Here is a 21,026-nt window from a genome sequence, read left to right on the forward strand (position 1 = left end):
TCAGCGCATATGTCGGTCATTGCCTTTGATCTGAGGCTTTAGTACACAACTTACTCCCCGCAAATCGGTGAAGAACCTATTTTGTGGGCGGTTGGCCCGTAGGTCCGAGCCACGCTCGGACACCGCAATCCCGAACGGAGAGCGTCCGACCATGGGTCGGACCTACCGCGCGGCGCCGGGGATCCGCCCGGCACCCGACCCGTCCGTTACTTCGGCGGCAGATACAGCAGCGGATCGACCGGCTTGCCGTTGTAGCGAATCTCGAAGTGCAGCATGTCGCGGCTGGTGCCGGTACGGCCCATTTCGGCGATCTGCTCGCCCGCCTTGACGCTCTGGCCTTCGTTGACCAGGCGCTTGCGGTTGTGGCCATAGGCCGACAGCCACTGGTCGCTGTGCTTGACGATGATCAGCTCGCCGAAGCCAACCAGGCCGGCGCCGGAATAGACCACCACGCCCGCCGCACTGGCCCGCACCGGCTGGCCGCTGGTGCCGGCGATGTCCACGCCCTGCTTGGTCACGTCGGCACCGACGAACTTGCCCACCAGCGCGCCATCGGCCGGCCAGCGCCAGCTGATGCTGCTCTTGATCGCGGTGGTCGGCGCCGGCGTCGGGGCCGGCGTGGCGGTGCCCGGGCGCGGCGCGGTCACCACCGTGGTCGGGGCGCGGCCGGCACCGCTGCCACCCGGATACAGGCGCAGGGCCTGGCCGGGGTAGATCGTGTACGGCTCGGCCAGCCCGTTCCAGGCCGCCAGATCGCGCGGGGTGATGTTGTGGATGCGGGCCAGGGCATACAGGGTGTCGCCTCGGCGCACCACGGCGGTCTGCCCGGGCTTGGCGACCGAGGCCTGCGGCGTACTGTGACTGCTGCCGCCACGGCCGGGGCCCGGCTTGACCACCGTGGCGGTGCCACAGGCGCCCAGCGTGGATACCACCAGCAGCAGCGCGGTGGCACGCAACCCCTTGCTCATACGATCAGCACTCATGCGAACTTCGACCTCCAGACTAGCCAGGCCACCAGCACGACCAGCAACGCGGTCGCAATCCAGCCCAGCGGTTCAATCCAACGCCGCAGCGCCGCTTCCGCGCGCGGTCCACCAATACGGATGACCGCGGCCAGCACGAACACGCGCTTGCCACGGCCGATCAACATGCTCAGCAGGTACTGCGGCAACGGCACGCCGACGATACCCGATGCCCACGTGAAGACCTTCATCGGGATCGGCATGAAGCCGCCCAGCACCAGGAAGGTGAACACCGCCCACGGCGATTCGGCCATCTTGGCCTGCACCACGGCGATGCCGCTTTCGATGCCGGGCAACATGCCCAGCGCGGCGAACATCGGCTTGAGGGCTTCAAAGGCGTAGTGCCCCAGCGCATAGCCGACCAGCGCACCGGCCATCGAACCGGCCAGGCTCAAGCTGGCGAACCACCAGCCGCGCTTGGGCTGGGCCACGCACATCGGCGCCAGCATCACTTCGGGCATGACCGGGAAGATGATCGCCTCGATGAAGCTCAGCACGGTGAGGTAGGTCGGCGCGCGCTCGTGCGCCGCCCATTTCATCGCCCGCTCGTACAGCGGACCAAAGATCTTCATGACGCAACGCTCCTGGGAATCAATCCAGCATGCCAGACAGCAGCGGCACGAACGTGACCGGTGCCAGTACCTGCTGTTCAATGCTGCCGTCTTCGCGGCGGGTCAGCTGCACCAGCGACTGCGCGCCCGGGCCGCCGACCGGCGCCACCAGGCGCCCGCCCACCGCCAGCTGCTCCACCAGCGCCTCGACCAGCGCCGGGGCCGCCGCGGTCACCACGATCGCATCGAACGGGCCGTGCTCGGCCCAGCCGGCACGGCCGTCGTCGTGCTTGGTGCGGATGTTCATGCCCAGCGCGCGGAAGCGTTTGCGCGCCTGGCGCAGCAGGTCGCCGATGCGCTCGACGGTATACACCTCCAGCCCCAGCGCGCCCAGGATCGCGGCCTGGTAGCCCGAGCCGGTGCCCACTTCCAGCACCTTCTTCGGCGCGCACTGCAGCACCGCCTCGGTCATGCGCGCCACCACCCATGGCTGGGAAATGGTCTGGCCGTGGCCGATCGGCAATGCGGTGTCCTCGTATGCGCGCGAAGCCAGCGCCTCGTCGATGAACAAATGCCGCGGCACCACCCGGATGGCGTTGAGGGTGTCTTCGTCAACGATGCCGGCTTCGCGCAGGCGTTCGACCAGGCGGTCGCGCACGCGCTGGGAGGTCATGCCGATACCGACCGCTTCGGGCTGCAGGCGCAGGCGCGGGCTCATGCCGGGCGATCCAGCGCGGCCGTCAGCCCGCCAACCCAGCTGGCCACCTTCTCCAGCGCCTGGTAGCGGGTGAGGTCGACCTGGATCGGGGTGATCGAGATGAATCCATTGCGCACCGCGTGGAAATCGGTGCCCGGGCCGGAATCCTGCTCGCGCCCGGCCGGGCCGATCCAGTACACCTGGTTGCCGCGCGGATCGCGCTGGGCGATGCAACCCTCGGCGCGGTGGCGGTTGCCCAGGCGGGTGACTTCGAAGCCGCGGATCTGGTCCCAGGGCAGGTCCGGCACGTTGACGTTGAGGATGGTGTCGGCCGGCAGCGGATCGGCCTTGAGCCGGGCCACGATCTCCACCGCCGCGCGTGCGGCGGTCTGGAAATGGTGCGCCTCGTGGTTCTGCGTCACCAGCGACACCGCCACCGCCGGCAGGCCGAGGAAACGGCCTTCCATCGCCGCCGATACGGTGCCCGAATAGATGACGTCATCGCCCAGGTTGGCCGCGTTGTTGATGCCCGACACCACGATGTCCGGCTCGTACTCGAGCATGCCGGTCAGGGCCAGGTGCACGCAGTCGGTCGGCGTACCGGCCACCGAGCAGGTGTAGTGGTCGATGCGCTTGATGCGGATCGGCAGGTCCAGGGTCAGCGAATTGCTGGCGCCGGAGCGGTCGCGATCCGGCGCAACCACCATCACCTCATGACCGGCGTCACGCAATACCGAGGCAAGCATCCGGATGCCCGGTGCATCGACGCCATCGTCGTTGCTGACCAGGATCCGCATCTGCGATTTAACCGCTTGATTTTTCAAGACTTCGTTTCCATCACTTTCCAGCGTTGGCGGGGCCGGCCATCCCCGGTGCGGGGAACACCGACCGCGCAAGTGCGTCCGCTATTGTGCCGCAAGCGGGCAGATCGTCCTACCCCGGCCGGCGGTAGGCAGCCGCCCGCTCCCGCATTAGGCTGTATCCATGTCACATCCTGAAGACGAAGACCCGGCCGCCCTGTTCCGCGCGGCGATCGGCGAGGTCAAGCGGCTGCGCAAGCCAGCCAGCGCCCCGCCGGCCACGCCGCGGCCGAAGCCGCGCGCGCGGATGGCCGAACGCGACGATGCCGAGGCGCGCGGCGAATTCGCACGGCTGCTGCGCGACAGCAGCCCGCTGGAAGCCGGCGACACCGCCAGCTACCGGCGCGACAACCTGCCGGCGCGGATGTTCCAGCGGCTCAAGCGCGGCCAGTATTCGGTGCAGGACGAGCTGGACCTGCACGGCGCCACGGTCGCCCAGGCCGAGACCCTGCTGCGCCAGTTCCTGCTGGAAGCGCACGCGCACGAGCATGGCTGCGTGCGCATCATCCACGGCAAGGGCCTGCAGTCCGATGGCGGCGCCCCGGTATTGAAGAACCTGGTGGACCGCCTGCTGCGCCAGCGCAACGATGTGCTGGCCTTCCATTCGGCACCGGCCGGGCAAGGCGGCACCGGCGCGGTGCTGGTGTTGCTGGCCAATCGCTGAGAAAAACGCGAAAAAAACGGGGACGGGTGTAGTTAATTCGATGAATTAACTACACCCGTCCCCGTTTTGTATCAGGCCTCGGGTGTTGCCTGGCTGGCGTCTTCCACCGGGCCCAGTTCGTGCAGCACGGCGGTGGCATAGCAGCCCGGCGGCAGGGTGAAACGCAGCTCCAGCACATCGGCGGCCAGCCACTGGTGCTGCAACATGGCCGGGCGCAGGCGCAGTGCGCGGCGCTCCTGCTTCAGGCGCGCGCCTTCCAGGCCGGCACGCAATGCCAGCGACTGTTCGTCACCGATCGCGGCCAGCTCCAGCGCGGCCGCCGCGCCGCTGCTGCGCAGTTCGCCCTCGCCCCACAACGGCCCACTGGGATGGATGTCGAAGCGTCCCAGGCGGTCGGCCAGCAGGTCGGTCCACGGCTCCGGGCCGAATACGCTGCGGCTGCCGTCGAGCATCCACACCTCCCCGTCCAGCGGGGTGTCCCAGTTGCCCTGCGCGACGCGCTCGGCCAGCACCTGGTTGAACAACGCCGAACGCGCCGCCGACAGCAGCAGCGAACGCTGGTCCGGGCGCAGCCGGCGGCCGCCGAACATCGCCAGCGCGGCCGGCACATTGCCGCCGTCGCGGCCGAAACGCTGCTCGCCGAACCAGTTCGGCAGGCCGCGGGCGGCGATATGCGACAGCCGCTCATCGATCGCCGCCGCATCGCCCTGCACGGCGCGCAACACCAGCTTGAAACGATTGCCGGCCAGCGCGCCACGCTGCAGCTTGCGGTTGTGCCAGGTCGACTCGACCACCTCGATCTCATCGGACGCCAGCAGCGCCGGATCGGGCGCCACCCGCTTGGGCAGGTGCACGCTAAAGCGCTGGGTGGTGACCGCGTGGCGGTCCTTCATGCCCGCGTAACTGACCGCCATGTCCGGCAGGCCGGCCCAGCGCGCCAGTTGCTTGGCCACGTGCGCGGTGTTGGCGCCGCGCTTGCGGATGGTCAGCAGCAGGTGCTCGCCCTCCCCACTCGGCTCGAACGCGGGCAGTTCGTCCACCTGGAAATCTTCCGGGGTACTGCGGATCCTGGCGGTCAGCAGCGGCGCGCCGAACGCCAGCGGCAGCGGGATCACAGCGCCACCAACAGCACCACGGCCTGGGCGGCGATGCCTTCGCCGCGGCCGGTGAAGCCAAGCGTTTCGGAGGTGGTGGCCTTGATGCTGACCGCATCCAACGGCAGCTGCAGCAGCGCGGCGATGCGCTCGCGCATGGCCAAGGCATGCGGCCCCACCTTGGGACGTTCGCAGATCACGGTGACGTCGGTGTTGCCGACCTGCCAGCCACGCTCGCGCAGCAGACCATCACAATGGCGGACGAAATCGCTGCTGTCGGCATCCTTCCAGCGCATGTCCGACGGCGGGAAGTGCTGGCCGATGTCGCCCAGCGCCAGCGCGCCGAGCATCGCATCGCACAGGGCATGCAGGATCACATCGCCATCGCTGTGCGCGAGCACGCCGCGGCTGTGCGGCACGCGCACTCCGCCCAACATGATGTGGTCGCCCGCGCCGAAGGCATGGACGTCGTAGCCCTGTCCGATGCGGACAGGAGGAATGCGGGGCGTAGTCATGGCAAGAACCTGCAGTTGAGGGCGACGCGTGCGGATCACTGTCCGCGGCGCGACAGCTCGAATTCGAAGCGGGACAGATCGGCCGGGGTGGTGACCTTGAAGTTGTCCTCGCTGCCTTCCACCAGCAACGGGCGCAATCCCTGCCGCTCCATCGCCATGGCCTCGTCGGTGACCTCCACGCCCGCCGCGGCGGCGTCCTGCAGCGCGCGCGCCAGCTGGTGGCGGCGGAACAGCTGCGGGGTCAGCGCCCGCCACAGCCGCGCCCGCGGCTCGGTCGCGTCGATGCCGCCATCGTCGCCGGCACGTTTGAGGGTGTCGCGCACCGGCGCGGCCAGGATCGCCCCGACCGGGTCGTTGCGGCCCACTTCCAGCAACCGCCCCAGGTCGGCCGCGGCCAGGTTCGGCCGCGCGGCGTCATGCACCAGCACGAAATCGTCGGCACGCACCTGCTCGGGCAGGGCCTGCAGCCCGGCCAGCACCGAATCGGCGCGGGTCGCACCGCCGATGCAGGTCAGGATCGGTTTGTCGGCCAGCGAGCACCAGCCCGGCCAGTCGGCATCCTGCTCGGCGATCACCACCATCACCCCGGCAACCACCGGGTGCGACAGCAGGGCCTGCAGGGTGTGGGCCAGCAGCACCCGGTCGCCGGCGACCAGGTACTGTTTGGGCGTGGCTCCGCCGAAGCGGCTGCCACGGCCGGCCGCCGGCACCACCGCCCAGACGCTGCCCATCAGGGCACGTCCTGCGGCGGTGCGTCCGGATCGACCGCCGCTGCCGGTGGCCGCGCGGGCGCGACCGGGGCGTCTTCGACCACGCGGTAGAACTTCTCGCCGGGCTTGATCATGCCCAGCTCGCTGCGCGCGCGTTCTTCGATCGCCGCCTGGCCTTCCTTGAGGTCCTTGACCTCGGCCGCCAGCGCATCATTGCGCTGCTGCAGGCCGGCGTTGTCGCGCCGCTGGTTGGCGACCTGGGCTTCGAGCGTCATCACCTCTCCCGAATTGCCCGGGCCGAACCAGAAACGGTACTGCAGCCAGACCAGCAGCATTGCCAGCACCAGCAGTACCCAGCGCCAGTTGCGCATCGGGTCAGCGCTTCAACGACACGAACGCGTCACGGCCGGCGTAACGCGCACCGGCACCGAGCGCTTCCTCGATACGCAGCAGCTGGTTGTACTTGGCCACCCGGTCGCTGCGGCACAGCGAGCCGGTCTTGATCTGGGTGGCGGTGGTGGCCACGGCGATGTCGGCGATGGTGGTGTCTTCGGTTTCGCCCGAACGGTGCGAGACCACAGCGGCGTAATTGGCGGCGTGCGCCATCGCGATCGCCTCCAGGGTTTCGGTCAGCGTGCCGATCTGGTTGACCTTGATCAGGATCGCGTTGGCGGTGCCGGACTCGATGCCTTCCTTGAAGATCTTCGGGTTGGTCACGAACAGATCGTCGCCGACCAGCTGCACCTTGCTGCCGATGCGGTCGGTGAGCAGCTTCCAGCCGGCCCAGTCGTTCTCGGCCAGGCCGTCTTCGATGCTGATGATCGGGTACTGCGCGGCCCAGTCGGCCAGGAAGTCGACGAACTGCTCGGAGGTCAGGCGCTTGTTCTCGCCGACCAGGTTGTACTTGCCGTTTTCGTAGAACTCGCTGGACGCCACGTCCAGGCCCAGCAGCACGTCTTCGCCGGCGGTGTAGCCGGCCTTGCCGATCGCCTCGAGGATGGTGTCCAGCGCTTCGACATTGCTGCGGAAGTCCGGCGCGAAACCGCCTTCGTCGCCCACCGCGGTGCTCAGGCCGTGGCCCTTGAGCACCGACTTGAGCGAATGGAAGATCTCGGTGCCGGCGCGCAGCGACTCGGAGAACGAGCTGAAGCCGACCGGCAGCACCATGAACTCCTGGAAGTCGACGTTGTTGTCGGCATGCGCGCCGCCGTTGATGATGTTCATCATCGGCACCGGCAGGGTCACATCATTGCCCTTGGCCAGGTACTGCCACAACGCCTGCTTGCTGGCGGCGGCCGCGGCATGGGCGTTGGCCATCGACACCGCCAGCAACGCGTTGGCGCCCAGCCGGCCCTTGTTCTCGGTCCCGTCCAGGTCGATCAGGCGGCGGTCCAGGGCTTGCTGGTCGGCCGCGTCATAGCCCTTGAGCGCATTGGCGATGGTGGTGTTGACGTTGGCCACGGCATTGCGCACGCCCTTGCCCAGGTAGCGGGTCTTGTCGCCGTCGCGCAGCTCCACCGCTTCCTTGGTGCCGGTGGAGGCGCCGGACGGCACCGCGGCGCGGCCGAAAGAACCGTCCTCCAGCACAACTTCGGCTTCCAGCGTGGGATTGCCACGGCTGTCGAGGATTTCACGGGCGTGGATGCTGCGGATCGTGGTCATAGCGGGCCGGTTACCAGTCAGAAGGGGAGAACGCGAAAGACAAGCCAAACAACATGCCGCGTGATTATCCCTGCACGCCTGCCGCTTGCCAAATCGGCGCGCTGGCGCCGGGAGCAAACACCAGGGAGTGGCTGCGCGAAGCCCACATCGGCAGGAGGACCACCACGGCCAGCACGCCCAGCAGGGCCACGGCCACCACCCCGCCGGCGCGCTGGCGGCGCAGCGCGATGGCCAGCGCGCTGGAGACCAGGCAGCCCAGCAGCACCAGCGCCGACAGGGCCAGGGTGGCATACAGATAGGGCGCGGCCGCCCGCATCCCATGGTCGCCGTCGCCGGGCATGCCCATGCTGCCCATCACCACGATGACCAGCATGAACAGGCAGCCCCAGGCACCGATCGACAAGCCGAGCGCGGCCCAGCCCCAGGGCCAGGCGCGCCAGTGCCGGCTCAGGCGCGCGCCTCCTGCAGCGGCGCGCCAGCGGCCTTGCGCTCGCGCGCGGCGCGGATGAAGCCGATGAACAGCGGGTGGCCATCACGCGGGGTGGAGAGGAATTCCGGGTGCGCCTGGCAGGCCAGGAACCACGGATGCTGGTCGCGCGGCAGCTCGATGACTTCCACCAGGGTGTCGTCCATCGACTTGCCGGCGATCACCAGGCCGGCGTCTTCCAGCTGGGTGCGGTAGCGGTTGTTGAACTCATAACGGTGGCGGTGACGCTCGGACACCACGTCCTTGCCGTACAGCTCGCGGGCCAGGGTGCCCGGCTTGAGGCGCTGTTCCTGCAGGCCCAGGCGCATGGTGCCGCCCAGGTCGCTCTTGTCGTCGCGCTTTTCGACATCGCCGGTGGCGGTGCGCCATTCGGTGATCAGGCCGATCACCGGATTGGGCGACTGGCGGTCGTTCTCGGTACTGTTGGCGCCTTCCAGCCCGGCCACGTGGCGGGCGAAATCGACCACCGCCGCCTGCATGCCGTAGCAGATGCCGAAATACGGCACGTTCTGCTCGCGGGCGAACTGCGAGGTCAGCACCTTGCCTTCGAAGCCGCGGTCGCCGAAGCCGCCGGGCACCAGGATGCCGTCGACATCGTTCAGCGCGCTCATGTCGGTGCCTTCCAGGTCCTGCGCTTCGAGCCACTTCAAGGTGACCTTGGTGCGCTGGCGCAGGCCGCCGTGCTTGAGCGCCTCGCCCACCGACTTGTAGGCGTCCTGGTGGTCCACGTACTTGCCGACCACGGCGATGGTGACCGTATCGAGCGGATGCAGGGTGGCATCCACCGCCGCTTCCCACTCGGACAGGTCGGCCGGGCCGGCCTTGTCGCCGAGCTTGAACTGATTGATCACGATCTCGTCCAGGCCCTGTGCGTGCAGGCCCATCGGGATGCGGTAGAGCACGTCCACGTCCGGCACGCTGATCACCGCGCGCTCGGAAACGCTGGTGAACTGGGCGATCTTGCGGCGCTCCGAATCGGGCACCACCTGCTCGGAACGGCACAGCAGCACGTCCGGCTGGATGCCGATCGAGCGCAGTTCCTTGACCGAATGCTGGGTCGGCTTGGTCTTGAGTTCACCGGCCGCGGCGATGTACGGCACCAGGGTGAGGTGCATGAACAACGCCTTTTCCGGGCCGCGCTCGGTGCGCACCTGGCGGATCGCTTCCAGGAACGGCAGCGATTCGATGTCGCCCACGGTACCGCCGATCTCCACCAGGGCCACGTCGAAGCCTTCGGTGGCTTCGTCCATGCAGCGGCGGATTTCGTCGGTGATGTGCGGGATGACCTGCACGGTGGCGCCCAGGTAGTCGCCGCGGCGCTCCTTGCGGATCACGTTCTCGTAGATGCGGCCGGTGGTGACCGAATTCTTGCGGCTCAGGCGGGTACGCACGAACCGCTCGTAGTGGCCCAGGTCCAGGTCGGTCTCGGCGCCGTCGTCGGTGACGTACACCTCGCCGTGCTGGAACGGGCTCATGGTGCCCGGGTCGACGTTGATGTACGGGTCCAGCTTCATCATCGTGACCTTCAGGCCACGGGCTTCAAGGATGGCGGCGAGCGACGCGGCGGCAATGCCTTTGCCGAGCGAGGACACTACGCCACCGGTTACGAAGATCAAGGGAGTCATGGCTGGGGGTGTCCTGTCAGGAAGGGGGAAACGACGCCGGCGCGGGGGGCGACAGGCGAGGTGAAGGGGAAATCGGGGCTGACCGGGCCGTTGGCTGCGGGAAACGCACGCGCCGGGACCAGGTTGGGGGAAGCGGTGTGGGAGCCGGTCGGCGAGGTCGGGGTGGCCGTGCCGGCCGCCGTCGGGACCGTCACCTGCTGCCTACCCTGCTGGCGATCGCGCACGATCAGGCCAGTCCATTCGCTGATGGATGACACGCACTGCTCCCGGAAAGCCATAGTTTACAGATTGGAGGCCACAAGCCCAAGGGCTGGTTTGCGCTCTTCACAAAAAAAGACGCCCCGGCAGGGCCGGGGCGCCTTTGGCGGCAACAGAAGGGTCAGCGCTTCTTCTTGGCTTCCTCTTCTTCTTCCTTCTGCGGGGCCTGCTGGCCGCCGGCCTTCATTTCGGCGTTGGCCGCGGCGCGGCGCTTGGCCTTGGCGTCGGCCTCGGACTGGGCCTTGTCGGCCTGTTCACCCTGCTGCGGCGCGGGCTGGCCCTGTCCGGCGTTCTGCGCCAGTGCCAGCGGCACGGCCACAACGGCGGCGGCAATGGCAACGATGGTCAGCAACTTCTTCATGGGGACTCCTCGCAATGGCGGCTTGGGACGGGGGTAACCGGGCTTCCGGTTTTCCACCCTGCACAGTCTATCGCGGCCCGGTCGGCCGCCCCCTGAACGTGTGGCGTGCAAAAAAACCGCCCAGACCGCAAACTTCGCCGTCGCTTTGCGCTATATGAAGACAGATGAACGCCCGTTATAACGCCGCCGATATTGAAGTCCTGTCCGGCCTGGACCCGGTCAAGCGCCGCCCAGGCATGTACACCGACACCGCGCGCCCGAACCATCTGGCCCAGGAAGTCATCGACAACGCCGTCGACGAAGCCCTGGCCGGGCATGCCCGTACCGTCGAGGTCACCCTGTACAAGGATGGCAGCTGCGAGGTCACCGATGACGGGCGCGGCATGCCGGTGGACATCCACCCCGAGGAAAAGATCCCCGGCGTCGAACTGATCCTGACCCGGCTGCATGCCGGCGGCAAGTTCAACAACAAGAACTACACCTTCTCCGGCGGCCTGCATGGCGTCGGCGTCAGCGTGGTCAATGCGCTGTCGACCCTGGTCGAAGTGCATATCCGGCGCGACGGCAGCGAGCACCGCATCACCTTCCGAAACGGCGACCGCGCCAGCCCGCTGGAAGTGGTCGGCAGCGTCGGCAAGAAGAACACCGGTACCCGCGTGCGCTTCTGGGCCGACCCGAAGTACTTCGACACGCCCAAGTACAACCTGCGCGCGCTGCGCCACCTGCTGCGCGCCAAGGCGGTGCTGTGCCCGGGCCTGACCGTCAAGCTGCGCGATGAGGCCACCGACGAGCAGGACAGCTGGTACTACGAAGACGGCCTGAGCGATTACCTCAAGGCCGAGCTGGGCGAGCGCGAGATGCTGCCGGCCGATCTGTTCGTGGGCCACCTGAAGAAGGAAAACGAGATCGTGGACTGGGCCCTGGCCTGGGTGACCGATGGCGAGCTGGTCCAGGAAAGCTACGTCAACCTGATCCCGACCGCCCAGCACGGCACCCACGCCAATGGCCTGCGTACCGGCCTGACCGAGGCGCTGCGCGAGTTCTGCGACTTCCGCAACCTGCTGCCGCGCGGCGTCAAGCTGGCCCCGGAAGACGTCTGGGACCGGGTGTCCTTCGTGCTGTCGCTGAAGATGACCGACCCGCAGTTCAGCGGCCAGACCAAGGAGCGGCTGTCCTCGCGCCAGGCCGCCGGCTTCGTCGAGGGCGCCGCGCACGATGCGTTCAGCCTGCTGCTCAACCAGAACGTGGAGATGGGCGAAAAGATCGCCCAGCTGGCGATCGAACGCGCCAGCGCGCGGCTGAAGACCGAAAAGCTGGTGACCCGCAAGAAGGTCACCCAGGGCCCGGCCCTGCCCGGCAAGCTGGCCGACTGCATCAGCCAGGACCTGTCGCGCACCGAGCTGTTCCTGGTCGAGGGCGACTCGGCCGGCGGCAGCGCCAAGCAGGCCCGCGACAAGGATTTCCAGGCGATCCTGCCGCTGCGCGGCAAGATCCTCAACACCTGGGAAGTGTCCTCGGGCAGCGTGCTGGCCTCGGAGGAAGTGCACAACCTGGCCATCGCGATCGGCTGCGACCCGGGCAAGCAGGACATCGGCGGCCTGCGCTACGGCAAGGTGGTGATCCTGGCCGATGCCGACTCCGATGGCCTGCACATCGCCACCCTGCTGACCGCGCTGTTCCTCAAGCACTTCCCGGCACTGGTCGATGCCGGCCATGTGTTCGTGGCGATGCCGCCGCTGTTCCGCGTGGACGTGGGCAAGCAGGTGTTCTATGCGCTGGACGAAGAGGAAAAGCGTTCGCTGCTGGACAAGATCGAGCGCGAGAAGATCAAGGGCCAGGTCAGCGTGACCCGGTTCAAGGGCCTGGGCGAGATGAATCCGCAGCAGCTGCGCGAATCGACCATCCATCCCGACACGCGCCGCCTGGTGCAGTTGACCATCGACGATGGCGAGCAGACCCATTCGCTGATGGACATGCTGCTGGCCAAGAAGCGCGCCGGCGACCGCAAGCAGTGGCTGGAAAACAAGGGCGACCTGGCTTCGCTGGAAGTCTGATTGCAGCACCAGGCCGCACCGGGGAAAGCCCGCCTTCCGGCGGGCTTTTTCATGCACGGCGTCGGCGTCAGAGTGGACGTGCATCGGAAACGGCGATAATCAAGCCCGATTCCACGCCCATGCACCCCGATGAACGCCATCCACACCGCCCTGCCCAGCGACTACGACCGCATCACCGAGGTGTGGGAAGCCTCGGTCCGGGCCACCCACGACTTTCTGCCGGATCCTGCGATCCAGGCGTTGCGACCGCTGATCCGCGAGGTTTATCTGGCTGCCGTGGACCTGCACGTGTACCGCGACGCCGCCGGGCGCATTGGCGGTTTCGTCGGCGTCGCCGAGCGGCGCGTGGAAATGCTGTTCGTCGATCCGCACCTGCGCGGCAGCGGCATCGGCAAACGCCTGTTACGACACGCCATCGACGTACTCGGCGCGACCGCACTGGATGTCAACGAACAGAACCCGCAAGCCGTGGGTTTCTACCGCCACCAGGGCTTTGTGATCACCGGGCGCTCGCCGCTGGATGGCCAGGGCCAACCCTATCCGCTGCTGCATATGGCGCTGCCCGGCACCACCACTTCCCCTTCGTGATCGAGCCGCCCACTATGTATTTCGACCCCACCCTGCAACTGCGCAGCGCGCGCCTGGTGCTCAGCCCGATCCGGGCCGCCGACGGCCCCGCATTGTTCGCCATCCAATCCGATCCGGAAGTGATGCGCTACTGGAACCACCCGGCCTGGACCGACCCCCAGCAGGCCTACGCGCAGATCCTCGACGACTTGGCCGCGATGCGTGACGGCACCCAGCTCAAGCTGGGCATCCGCGAGCATGCCGATGCCGCGCTGTTGGGCATCTGCGTGGTGTTCGCCATCGATGCCGGTTCCGGGCGCGCCGAGATCGGCTACAACCTGGCCCCGCAGGCCCAGGGCAAGGGCTACATGGGCGAGGCTCTGCAGTGTTTTGCCGACCACCTGTTCGATCAGCGCGGGCTGCGCCGGCTGGAGGCGGAGATCGACCCGCGCAATGTGCCGTCGGCCAGGGTGCTGGAGCGGATCGGCTTTCAGCGCGAAGGGCTGCTGCGCGAACGCTGGTGCGTGGGCGGTGAGCTGTCCGATTCGGCGCTGTACGGCCTGCTGGCGCGCGAACGGACCGGCTGAGCGCCCATCGCAATGGCTGCAGCCGCCCCCGATCGTGTCCATGCCGACATCGCGGCAGCTGGCTTCATGGCAGTCGGCAGGGGCGCGACCCTACCGCCGGCATGCAATATCAGCGCCTACGAAAAGCCCGCCTTGCGGCGGGCTTTTTGCTTGCATCCAAGCGTTGCATCCGAGCATGGCTCGGATCTACGTCCAGCCGAACAGTTCGAACAGGCGCAGGATCAGGTAGGCGCAGCCGCCGGCGGCCGGGATGGTCAGGATCCAGGCCCAGACGATGCGCTCGATCACGCCGAAGCGCAGCGACCGCGGGTTCTTGGCGTAGCCCACGCCCATGATCGCGGTGGAGATGCTGTGCGTGGTCGACACCGGCATGCCGAAGTGCGCGGCCAGGGTGAGGATGGTGGCCGAGCTGGTCTCCGCGGCGAAGCCGTGGATCGGGTGCAGCTTGACCATCTTGTGGCCCAGGGTCTTGATGATCTTCCAGCCGCCCGAGGCGGTACCGGCGGCCATCACCACCGCGCAGGTCAGCACGATCCACATCGCGATGCCGTCACCGGCACTGGCCTGCGGGTGCATGAAGGCCAGCCAGGACGGCAGGTCGTTCAGTGCACCGGTCGCCTCGGCACCGATCAGGGTCATGGCGATGATGCCCATGGTCTTCTGCGCGTCGTTGTGGCCGTGGGCAAAGCCCATGTAGGCCGCCGACACGATCTGCGCCTTGCCGAAGAACGCATTGACGATGCGCGGGCGGGCCATCCGGCCCAGCCAGCCACCGGCCTTGGCCATCCCGGCGATGATCGCCCACAGCAGCAGCATCACCACGATGCCGAGCAGGAAACCGGCCACCGGCGAGGTGATCATCGGCAGGAACACTTTCCACAGCAGGCCCTTGTTCTGGGCCCAGGTGCCGATCCGTTCGGACCAGATCAGTGCATCCCAGTTGTTGTGCGCCGCCGCCAGGCCGGCACCGCACAGGCCGCCGATCAGGGCGTGCGAGGACGAGGACGGCAGGCCCTTCCACCAGGTGATCAGATTCCAGATGATGCCGCCCAGCAGCGCGCACAGGATCACCTGCGGGGTGACATCGACCACGTTGGTGTTGAGCAGGCCCGAGGCGATGGTCAGCGCCACGGCGGTGCCGGTCAGGGCGCCGATGAGGTTCATGAAGGCAGCGAGCATCACCGCCCAGCCGGGCGAGAGTACTTTGGTCGCCACCACGGTGGCGATGGAGTTGGCGGTGTCGTGGAAACCGTTGATGAACTCGAAGACGAGCGCGGCCAGGATCACCACCAGGACAAGGGTCAGCATGCGGGCGGCCGTCAGCTGTTCTTCAGGACGATCTGGTACGCCACCACGCCGGCCTCGCGGCAACGGTCGATGGCCTTTTCCAGGATCTCGAAGAATTCCTTGAGCAGGAACATCTGCAGGTTGTCCAGGCGCCCGGAGTAGATGTCGCGGTACAGCTCGAGCATCAGCCGGTCGGCCTCGTTCTCCAGCGAGCGCAGCTTCTCGTTGAGCGCGGTCATCCGGTCCAGGTTCATGTGGCGCAGGTCGCCGACCATGTCCACCACCACGCTGGCGGCCTGTTCGAGCATCGCCGCGCGCGGCGCGAAATCGATGTGCTCCAGGTGCTTGGTGGCCAGCGAGTAGCGGTCGGCGAACTTCTCCACCTGCTTGGGGATCTTGTACAGCGCCGAACCCAGCGCTTCGATGTCCTCGCGCTCGATCGGGGTCATGAAGCTGTCCACCAGCGCCTGGCTGATCTTGTCCGAGGCGGCGCGTTCGCGCAGGCGGGCCAGCTTGAAGGCGTCCAGCGCCGGCTGGCGGTCGGCCTCGCGCAGCATCGCGTGCAGCGCCTTGGCGCTGTCCTGGGCGGCCTGGGCAGCCTCGTCCAGCAGGGTATAGAACTGTTTGCCGGAGCCGAAAATGGTCTGCAGAGAGAACATTGAGAAACCTATTCGCCGTCGAGGAAGGACGGCACCGGGCGGAATTATGACGGTTTGATGTCCGATCCGGGTACTCCCCCCGATCTTCACGCCCCAACCGCCCCGCCTGAACGACTCTGGTTGCCTCCTCGCCCCGGCGTTTTGTTAAGATGCGCAGGCACCTTCGGGTGCACCCTATGGAAGACGACCCCTACCCTCCGCCGCACCGCCGCGCTCACGCGCCCTCCGGTAGCCGCAACTGCTTGAACACGCCCTCCCTGCCACCAACCGGGGACCGCGCCCGTGTTTGAACTGATCATCGTCCTGGCCCTGATCCTGCTCAACGGCTTCTTCGCCATGTCCGAGATGTCGGTCATGACCTCGCGCAAGAGCCGGCTCAAGCAGATGGCCTCCACCAGCAAACGCGCCGAACGCGCGCTGGAGCTGGCCGAAAAGCCGGAAAGCTTCCTGTCCACCGTGCAGATCGGGATCACCCTGATCGGCATCCTGACCGGCGTATTCGGCGGCGAGGCGATCGGCCTGGCCATTGCCGCCTGGCTGCAGGGGTTGTTCCCGGCCTTCACCTATGCCGACGGCGTGGGCAAGGCGCTGGCGGTGGCCCTGATCACCTTCCTGACGCTGATCTTCGGCGAACTGGTACCCAAACGGCTGGCGCTGACCCGCTCGGAGGATATCGCCGGCCTGGTCGCGCTGCCGATGGGCTGGCTGGCCAGGATCGCCTTCCCGTTCGTCTGGCTGCTGTCCCACACCACCCGGCTGGTGTTGCGCCTGCTGGGCCTGGGCAAGGACGAATCGGCATCGGTGACCGAAGAAGAGATCCGCATGCTGGTGGCCGAAAGCCACGAGGCCGGCGTGATCGACGCGCACGAGCGCGACATGATGAACCGGGTCATGCGCTTGGGCGACCGCACCGCCGACAGCCTGATGACACCGCGCAACCGGATCGCCTGGCTGGACACCCTGGCCGACCCGGAGAAGAACCTCGGCACCATGCGCGAGAACGAGTTCTCGCGGTACCCGGTGTACCGCGGCAACGACCAGGACATCGTCGGCGTGCTGGAGGTCAAGAGCCTGGTCACCCGCCTGGTGCGCGACGACCACTCGCTGTTCCAGAACCTGCGCGAGCCGCTGTATGTGTCCGAATCCACCCATGCGATGAAGCTGCTGGAGATCTTCCGCGAGGAACAGCAGTCGATGGCGCTGGTGGTGGACGAGTACGGCGAGATCCAGGGCCTGGTCACCATCAGCGACCTGATGGGCGCGGTGGTCGGCCGCCTGCAGTCGGTGGAGAACGTGGACGAGGACGCCCTGGTGGTGACCCGCGAAGACGGCTCCTACCTGGTCGATGGTTCGCTGTCGATCGACGACCTGCGCGAGCTGATGGGCAACGCCGAACTGCCCGATGGCGAAGACGGCGACTACTACACCCTGGCCGGCATGTGCATCCACTACTTCGGGCGGATCCCGCACGCCGGCGAGTACTTCGACTGGGCCGGCTGGCGCATCGAGATCGTCGACCTGGACGGTGCGCGCGTGGACAAGCTGCTGATGCGCACGCTGTCCGAAGAGCAGACCGATGAACTCACCGGCTGAGCGCCCCGCACCGGAGCCGGGCCCGCCGGAATACCGCAACGAAGGCATCCGTACCCTGCTGGCGATGTTCGACCAGGGCGATCCGGAAGCGCGCCTGCTGCTGGGCGACATCCTGCGCGATCTGCAGCAGAGCGCGTTCGGGGTGTTCCTGTTCGTGGCGATCCTGCCGGCCTTCATCCCCCTTCCCGGCGTGGCCGGCGCGGTCAGCGGGCCGCTGATCCTGCTGATCGGCGCGCAGATGCTGTTCGGGATGCGCCGGCCGTGGCTGCCCGGGTTCGTTGCCAGGCGCGGGCCCAAGCGCGGCACCATGCACCGCTTCCTGGCCCGTATCGACGGCCCGCTGCGGCGCCTGGACCGCCTGCTCAAGCCGCGCCTGCCGGGCCTGCTGGCGCCCTGGCCGGCGCATGCCTTCACCGGCCTGCTGCTGATCCTGACCGCGCTGCTGCTGTCGCTGCCGATTCCGTTCACCAACTACCTGTTCGGCTTCCAGCTGCTGTTGTTCTCGCTGGCCCTGCTCGAGCGCGACGGCGTGCTGATGCTGTTGAACTGGATCGGGGCGATCGCCGCGGTGCTGTTCTTCGGTCTCAGTTCCGGGCAGCTGGTGAGCTATACGCTGGAGCAGTTCCAGCGCTGGTTCTGAAGTACCGACCCACGGTCGGTACCTACCGCTGACGCATCGACCAACGGTCGGTGCCTGGCGCTGAATTACCGACCAACGGTCGGTGCCTACGCGCCAGGCTTGAGGTCCACGGTGCCGGTGTCGGACAAGGCGCCCGGGTTGTCGGTCACCGCCGACAGCACGAACGACAGCGCGCTGCCCAGCAGGCCGCCCGGGCCATCCCAGTACTCGGCCGATTCGGCGCGGACATGGATCAGGCGCAGGTTGGGGTCGTCCTTGCCGCCGGGGAAGAACAGCTTCATGGCCGGCGACCACAATTCGTCGATCCTGGCGCGATCGTCGACGATGCGCGCCGTGCCAGCCACCGAGACATAGGTGTTGCCCGACGGCGAGGAGTAGGACACGTTGACCTGCGGGTTGAGCGCGATCTCGGCCACCTTGGGGCTGTCGGCGGCGGTGGCGAACCACAGGTCGCCGTCGAACTCCACCTGCTGGGTGCCCAGCGGGCGACTGTACAACCGGCCGTCGACGCCGACGGTGGTGAACATGGCGATCTCGACATCGGCGATCATGCCGGCCAGTTGTTTTATGTGCTGCTGGCGGTCCTGCTCTGCCATGGGGAACTCCTGTTGCGGGAGCCCCCATCACACCCGATCGGCGTCCACGGTGGCGTGAACCGCGCGGTCACGCGACCTTCGCGCCGCCTGCCCGGTAGCACCGACCCATGGTCGGATGCGCTCCGTTCCGGCACCGCGATGTCCGGGCACCACGATGTTCGAGCAGCAGGATGTCCGAGCATGGCTCGGACCTACCCCGAATGCCTATGCGTTGGACTTCCACGCCTGCATCGCCAACCCGAACGAACGCTTGCGTGCGGCATGGTCGTAGATGTTGGCGGTCACCAGCACTTCGTCCGGCTTGTGCCGGGCCACGAACGCGGCCAGCCCCTCGCCCACCTGGCGCACGTCGCCGACCACCGCGCAGGCCAGCGCGTTCTGCACGCCGGCCTTTTCATGTGGCTGCCAGAACGCCTCGATGTCCTCGATCGGCGGTGGAATCAGGCCGGGCTTGCCGCGGCGCAGGTTGACGAAACTCTGCTGCTGGGTGGTGAACAGCCGCTTGGCTTCGGCCTCCGATTCGGCGGCCACCACGTTCAGGCCCAGCACCGCATACGGCGCCTGCAGGTAGGCCGAGGCGCGGAACTCGCGGCGGTACACCGCCAGCGCCTGGTCCATCGCATCGGGGGCGAAATGCGAAGCAAACGCGAACGGCAGGCCCATCGCCGCGGCCAGGCGCGCACTGAACAGGCTGGAGCCGAGCAGCCACACCGGTACCGCAATGCCGGCCCCGGGCACCGCGCGCACCGCCTGGCCGGCCTGCGCCGGCTCGAAATAGTGCAGCAGTTCGCGCACGTCCTGCGGGAACTGGTCGGCACTGTCGAAATAGCGGCGCAGGGCGCGCGCGGTCGGCTGGTCGGTGCCGGGCGCGCGGCCCAGGCCCAGGTCGATGCGGTCCGGGTACAGCGAGGCCAGCGTGCCGAACTGCTCGGCCACCTGCAGCGGCGAGTGGTTGGGCAGCATGATGCCGCCGGCGCCCACCCGGATGCGCTGGGTACCACCGGCCACGTGGCCGATCAGCACCGCGGTGGCGGCGCTGGCGATGCCGGGCATGTTGTGGTGCTCGGCCAGCCAGTAGCGGTGGTAGCCCCAGCCCTCGGCGTGCTGGGCCAGGTCCAGCATGTTGGCGAAGGCCTGGGTGGTATCGCTGCCTTCGCAGACCGGGGCCAGATCAAGAATCGACAGTTGCATGCACGTTCCATCCAGAAGACATGCCCCTGAGATGGGGCTGGCCATGGCCCACCGCCAGTGCCGGTGGCGGAATGCTGATTCCTGCGGTTCGGGTTCGTGAGGCTGCCGCTGGCCGGCCTACCGTGGTGCAGGGCCATGCCCGGCAGGACGCACTCAGGGTGCCTCGGTCCCCGGTTGGTCCACCAGCGGCCTGAGCGCGGCATCCAGCGCCACCCGCTCGTCGAACACGAAGCAGCGGCCGTCATAGCCCTCCCCACCCACGGCCTGGAAGTAGCCCAGGATGCCGCCGTCCAGCTGCAGCACGTTGTCCATGCCGTCGTTGCGCATCCACAGCGCGGCCTTTTCGCAGCGGATGCCGCCGGTGCAGAAGCTGACCACGGTGCTGTCGCGCAGGGCATCGCGGTGTGGCGCCAGCGCCTGCGGCAGGTCGGTGAACTTGGTGATCGGCAGCACCAGCGCATTGTGGAAGGTGCCGTAGTCGATTTCCTGGGTGTTGCGCGTATCGAGCATCACCACCGGCTTGCCGGCATCGTCGTGACCCTGGCGCAGCCAGCGCTGCAGCGTGGCCGGGTCGACCGTGGGCGCGCGCGGGTGGTCCAGCGGCTGGGCGTCGTCGATGCGGAAGCTGATGATTTCCGGCTTGACCTTGGCCTTGAGCCGGGCGAACGGCTGCATCCGGCTGTGGCTGGTCTTGACCGGCATGTCGGCAAAACGCGGGTCGGCATGCAGCGCGGCATAGAAGCCCTCGATGCCGGCCTGGCCGCCGGCCAGGAACAGGTTGATGCCCTCTGCGGCCACCAGGATCGTGCCGCGCAGGGCTGCCGCGCCGGCGCGCTCCAGCAGGGTCGCGCACAGCGCGTCCGGGTCGGCGACGGGGGTGAAATGGTAGGCGGCGGTATTGACTATCATCGGCGCATTTTATCCCCTGCCGCGGCAATCCGCCCGGGCGCCGCTGAATCAGCCGCGCAGCAGCACGAACGGCAGCAGCACCAGCGCGGCGGCAGCGGCCATGCCCAGCAGCACCGCCACCACGAACAGCGGCCGACGCTGCAGCAGGCTGGCGAAGGTCTCGGCGGTGCCGTCGCGCAGCGCGGCCTGCCGCTGGGCGCGCATGCGCTCGCCGCGGGCCTGCTGGTAGGGGCCCATCAATGCCCTGGCACGGGCCAGGTCGTCGTCCTCGCGGATCCAGATCCCGCCCCAGGAGATGCCCCACGGGCTGGGCTCGGTGCGGTAATGGGCGATGCCCGCCTGGTCCAGCAGGGCGGTCACGTCCTGGATTTCATCGTCTGCGACGTTGCGCAGGTTGAGCAGCAGTTTCGACATGCGCCCATGATAGCGCCCGGCGA

Annotated in this window: 24 protein-coding genes; 6 read left to right on the forward strand and 18 right to left on the reverse strand. The window is 67.8% G+C overall.

Features of this window, described 5'->3' with window-relative positions; genetic code table 11:
• Positions 1-206 precede the first annotated feature (206 nt).
• Genes IC535_RS16995 through surE form a run of 4 tightly spaced genes read right to left on the reverse strand, consistent with a single transcriptional unit; the run spans position 207 to position 3,067 of the window.
• The gene (locus tag IC535_RS16995; protein WP_228887259.1) at positions 207-983 is read right to left on the reverse strand and encodes a peptidoglycan DD-metalloendopeptidase family protein; all 777 of its coding nucleotides are present in this window, start codon (positions 981-983) and stop codon (positions 207-209) included.
• Entirely contained in the window at positions 980-1,594 is a 615-nt protein-coding gene (locus IC535_RS17000; protein WP_228887258.1) for a YqaA family protein, read from the reverse strand. The genes IC535_RS16995 and IC535_RS17000 overlap by 4 nt, the downstream gene beginning before the upstream one ends.
• Before the next feature lie 19 nt (positions 1,595-1,613).
• Positions 1,614-2,291 carry a protein-L-isoaspartate(D-aspartate) O-methyltransferase gene (locus tag IC535_RS17005; RefSeq protein ID WP_228887257.1) on the reverse strand — a complete coding sequence of 226 codons (678 nt, stop codon included), beginning with the start codon at positions 2,289-2,291 and terminating at the stop codon, positions 1,614-1,616.
• The gene (gene surE / locus IC535_RS17010) at positions 2,288-3,067 is read right to left on the reverse strand and encodes a 5'/3'-nucleotidase SurE (RefSeq protein WP_228887256.1); all 780 of its coding nucleotides are present in this window, start codon (positions 3,065-3,067) and stop codon (positions 2,288-2,290) included. The genes IC535_RS17005 and surE overlap by 4 nt, the downstream gene beginning before the upstream one ends.
• Before the next feature lie 187 nt (positions 3,068-3,254).
• Here surE and IC535_RS17015 point away from each other — a divergent pair, with 187 nt between their 5' ends.
• On the forward strand, positions 3,255-3,794 hold the full coding sequence (locus IC535_RS17015; protein ID WP_228887255.1) for a Smr/MutS family protein: 540 nt from the start codon (positions 3,255-3,257) through the stop codon (positions 3,792-3,794).
• 71 nt (positions 3,795-3,865) lie between these two features.
• Here the strand turns inward: IC535_RS17015 and truD are convergent, their stop codons facing one another.
• The 8 genes from truD to IC535_RS17055 form a co-directional block, all read right to left on the reverse strand.
• Positions 3,866-4,909, reverse strand: a complete 1,044-nt coding sequence (gene truD, locus IC535_RS17020) for a tRNA pseudouridine(13) synthase TruD (RefSeq protein ID WP_228887254.1) — start codon at positions 4,907-4,909, stop codon at positions 3,866-3,868.
• Positions 4,906-5,403, reverse strand: coding sequence for a 2-C-methyl-D-erythritol 2,4-cyclodiphosphate synthase (gene ispF / locus IC535_RS17025; protein ID WP_228887253.1), 498 nt, complete (start codon positions 5,401-5,403; stop codon positions 4,906-4,908). The genes truD and ispF overlap by 4 nt, the downstream gene beginning before the upstream one ends.
• Before the next feature lie 35 nt (positions 5,404-5,438).
• Positions 5,439-6,137: a 2-C-methyl-D-erythritol 4-phosphate cytidylyltransferase gene (gene ispD / locus IC535_RS17030; RefSeq protein ID WP_228887261.1), complete on the reverse strand. Its 699-nt coding sequence runs from the start codon at positions 6,135-6,137 to the stop codon at positions 5,439-5,441.
• The gene (ftsB, locus tag IC535_RS17035) at positions 6,134-6,484 is read right to left on the reverse strand and encodes a cell division protein FtsB (RefSeq protein WP_228887252.1); all 351 of its coding nucleotides are present in this window, start codon (positions 6,482-6,484) and stop codon (positions 6,134-6,136) included. The genes ispD and ftsB overlap by 4 nt, the downstream gene beginning before the upstream one ends.
• Positions 6,485-6,488: 4 nt before the next feature.
• Complete coding sequence (gene eno, locus IC535_RS17040) at positions 6,489-7,775, reverse strand: phosphopyruvate hydratase (RefSeq protein WP_228887251.1); 1,287 nt, start codon at positions 7,773-7,775, stop codon at positions 6,489-6,491.
• Between the two features lie 64 nt (positions 7,776-7,839).
• A complete protein-coding gene (locus tag IC535_RS17045) occupies positions 7,840-8,178 on the reverse strand; it encodes a hypothetical protein (protein WP_228887250.1) in 339 nt (112 codons plus the stop codon).
• Positions 8,179-8,222: 44 nt separating this feature from the next.
• The gene (locus IC535_RS17050) at positions 8,223-9,887 is read right to left on the reverse strand and encodes a CTP synthase (RefSeq protein WP_228887249.1); all 1,665 of its coding nucleotides are present in this window, start codon (positions 9,885-9,887) and stop codon (positions 8,223-8,225) included.
• A 379-nt stretch (positions 9,888-10,266) separates the two neighbouring features.
• A complete protein-coding gene (locus IC535_RS17055) occupies positions 10,267-10,506 on the reverse strand; it encodes a hypothetical protein (RefSeq protein WP_228887248.1) in 240 nt (79 codons plus the stop codon).
• Positions 10,507-10,670: 164 nt separating this feature from the next.
• Between IC535_RS17055 and parE the strand changes: the two genes are divergently transcribed.
• The 3 genes from parE (at position 10,671) to IC535_RS17070 (ending at position 13,714) form a co-directional block, all read left to right on the forward strand.
• Positions 10,671-12,560: a DNA topoisomerase IV subunit B gene (gene parE, locus IC535_RS17060; protein WP_228887247.1), complete on the forward strand. Its 1,890-nt coding sequence runs from the start codon at positions 10,671-10,673 to the stop codon at positions 12,558-12,560.
• Positions 12,561-12,689: 129 nt separating this feature from the next.
• Positions 12,690-13,148 (forward strand): GNAT family N-acetyltransferase, encoded by a 459-nt coding sequence (locus IC535_RS17065; protein WP_228887246.1) that lies wholly within the window; start codon positions 12,690-12,692, stop codon positions 13,146-13,148.
• Between the two features lie 14 nt (positions 13,149-13,162).
• Positions 13,163-13,714: a GNAT family N-acetyltransferase gene (locus IC535_RS17070; RefSeq protein WP_228887245.1), complete on the forward strand. Its 552-nt coding sequence runs from the start codon at positions 13,163-13,165 to the stop codon at positions 13,712-13,714.
• 186 nt (positions 13,715-13,900) lie between these two features.
• Here the strand turns inward: IC535_RS17070 and IC535_RS17075 are convergent, their stop codons facing one another.
• Together IC535_RS17075 and IC535_RS17080 are read right to left on the reverse strand one after the other, a co-directional pair.
• Positions 13,901-15,022: an inorganic phosphate transporter gene (locus IC535_RS17075; RefSeq protein ID WP_228887244.1), complete on the reverse strand. Its 1,122-nt coding sequence runs from the start codon at positions 15,020-15,022 to the stop codon at positions 13,901-13,903.
• Positions 15,023-15,033: 11 nt separating this feature from the next.
• Positions 15,034-15,660, reverse strand: a complete 627-nt coding sequence (locus IC535_RS17080; protein ID WP_228887243.1) for a DUF47 domain-containing protein — start codon at positions 15,658-15,660, stop codon at positions 15,034-15,036.
• Positions 15,661-15,942: 282 nt separating this feature from the next.
• Here IC535_RS17080 and IC535_RS17085 point away from each other — a divergent pair, with 282 nt between their 5' ends.
• Together IC535_RS17085 and IC535_RS17090 are read left to right on the forward strand one after the other, a co-directional pair.
• The gene (locus IC535_RS17085) at positions 15,943-17,253 is read left to right on the forward strand and encodes a hemolysin family protein (protein WP_228887242.1); all 1,311 of its coding nucleotides are present in this window, start codon (positions 15,943-15,945) and stop codon (positions 17,251-17,253) included.
• The gene (locus IC535_RS17090) at positions 17,237-17,893 is read left to right on the forward strand and encodes an exopolysaccharide biosynthesis protein (RefSeq protein ID WP_228887241.1); all 657 of its coding nucleotides are present in this window, start codon (positions 17,237-17,239) and stop codon (positions 17,891-17,893) included. The genes IC535_RS17085 and IC535_RS17090 overlap by 17 nt, the downstream gene beginning before the upstream one ends.
• 86 nt (positions 17,894-17,979) lie before the next feature.
• Here IC535_RS17090 and IC535_RS17095 read toward each other — a convergent pair whose 3' ends face one another.
• The 4 genes from IC535_RS17095 to IC535_RS17110 form a co-directional block, all read right to left on the reverse strand.
• Positions 17,980-18,489 carry a pyridoxamine 5'-phosphate oxidase family protein gene (locus IC535_RS17095; protein WP_228887240.1) on the reverse strand — a complete coding sequence of 170 codons (510 nt, stop codon included), beginning with the start codon at positions 18,487-18,489 and terminating at the stop codon, positions 17,980-17,982.
• Between the two features lie 204 nt (positions 18,490-18,693).
• On the reverse strand, positions 18,694-19,680 hold the full coding sequence (locus IC535_RS17100; RefSeq protein ID WP_228887239.1) for an LLM class flavin-dependent oxidoreductase: 987 nt from the start codon (positions 19,678-19,680) through the stop codon (positions 18,694-18,696).
• Between the two features lie 153 nt (positions 19,681-19,833).
• On the reverse strand, positions 19,834-20,589 hold the full coding sequence (locus tag IC535_RS17105; RefSeq protein ID WP_228887238.1) for a sulfurtransferase: 756 nt from the start codon (positions 20,587-20,589) through the stop codon (positions 19,834-19,836).
• A gap of 48 nt (positions 20,590-20,637) precedes the next feature.
• A complete protein-coding gene (locus tag IC535_RS17110) occupies positions 20,638-21,003 on the reverse strand; it encodes a DUF6164 family protein (RefSeq protein ID WP_228887237.1) in 366 nt (121 codons plus the stop codon).
• Between the last annotated feature and the right edge of the window lie 23 nt (positions 21,004-21,026).

The sequence above is a fragment of the Stenotrophomonas rhizophila genome, assembly GCF_020857975.1.
Taxonomy (GTDB): domain Bacteria; phylum Pseudomonadota; class Gammaproteobacteria; order Xanthomonadales; family Xanthomonadaceae; genus Stenotrophomonas; species Stenotrophomonas rhizophila_C.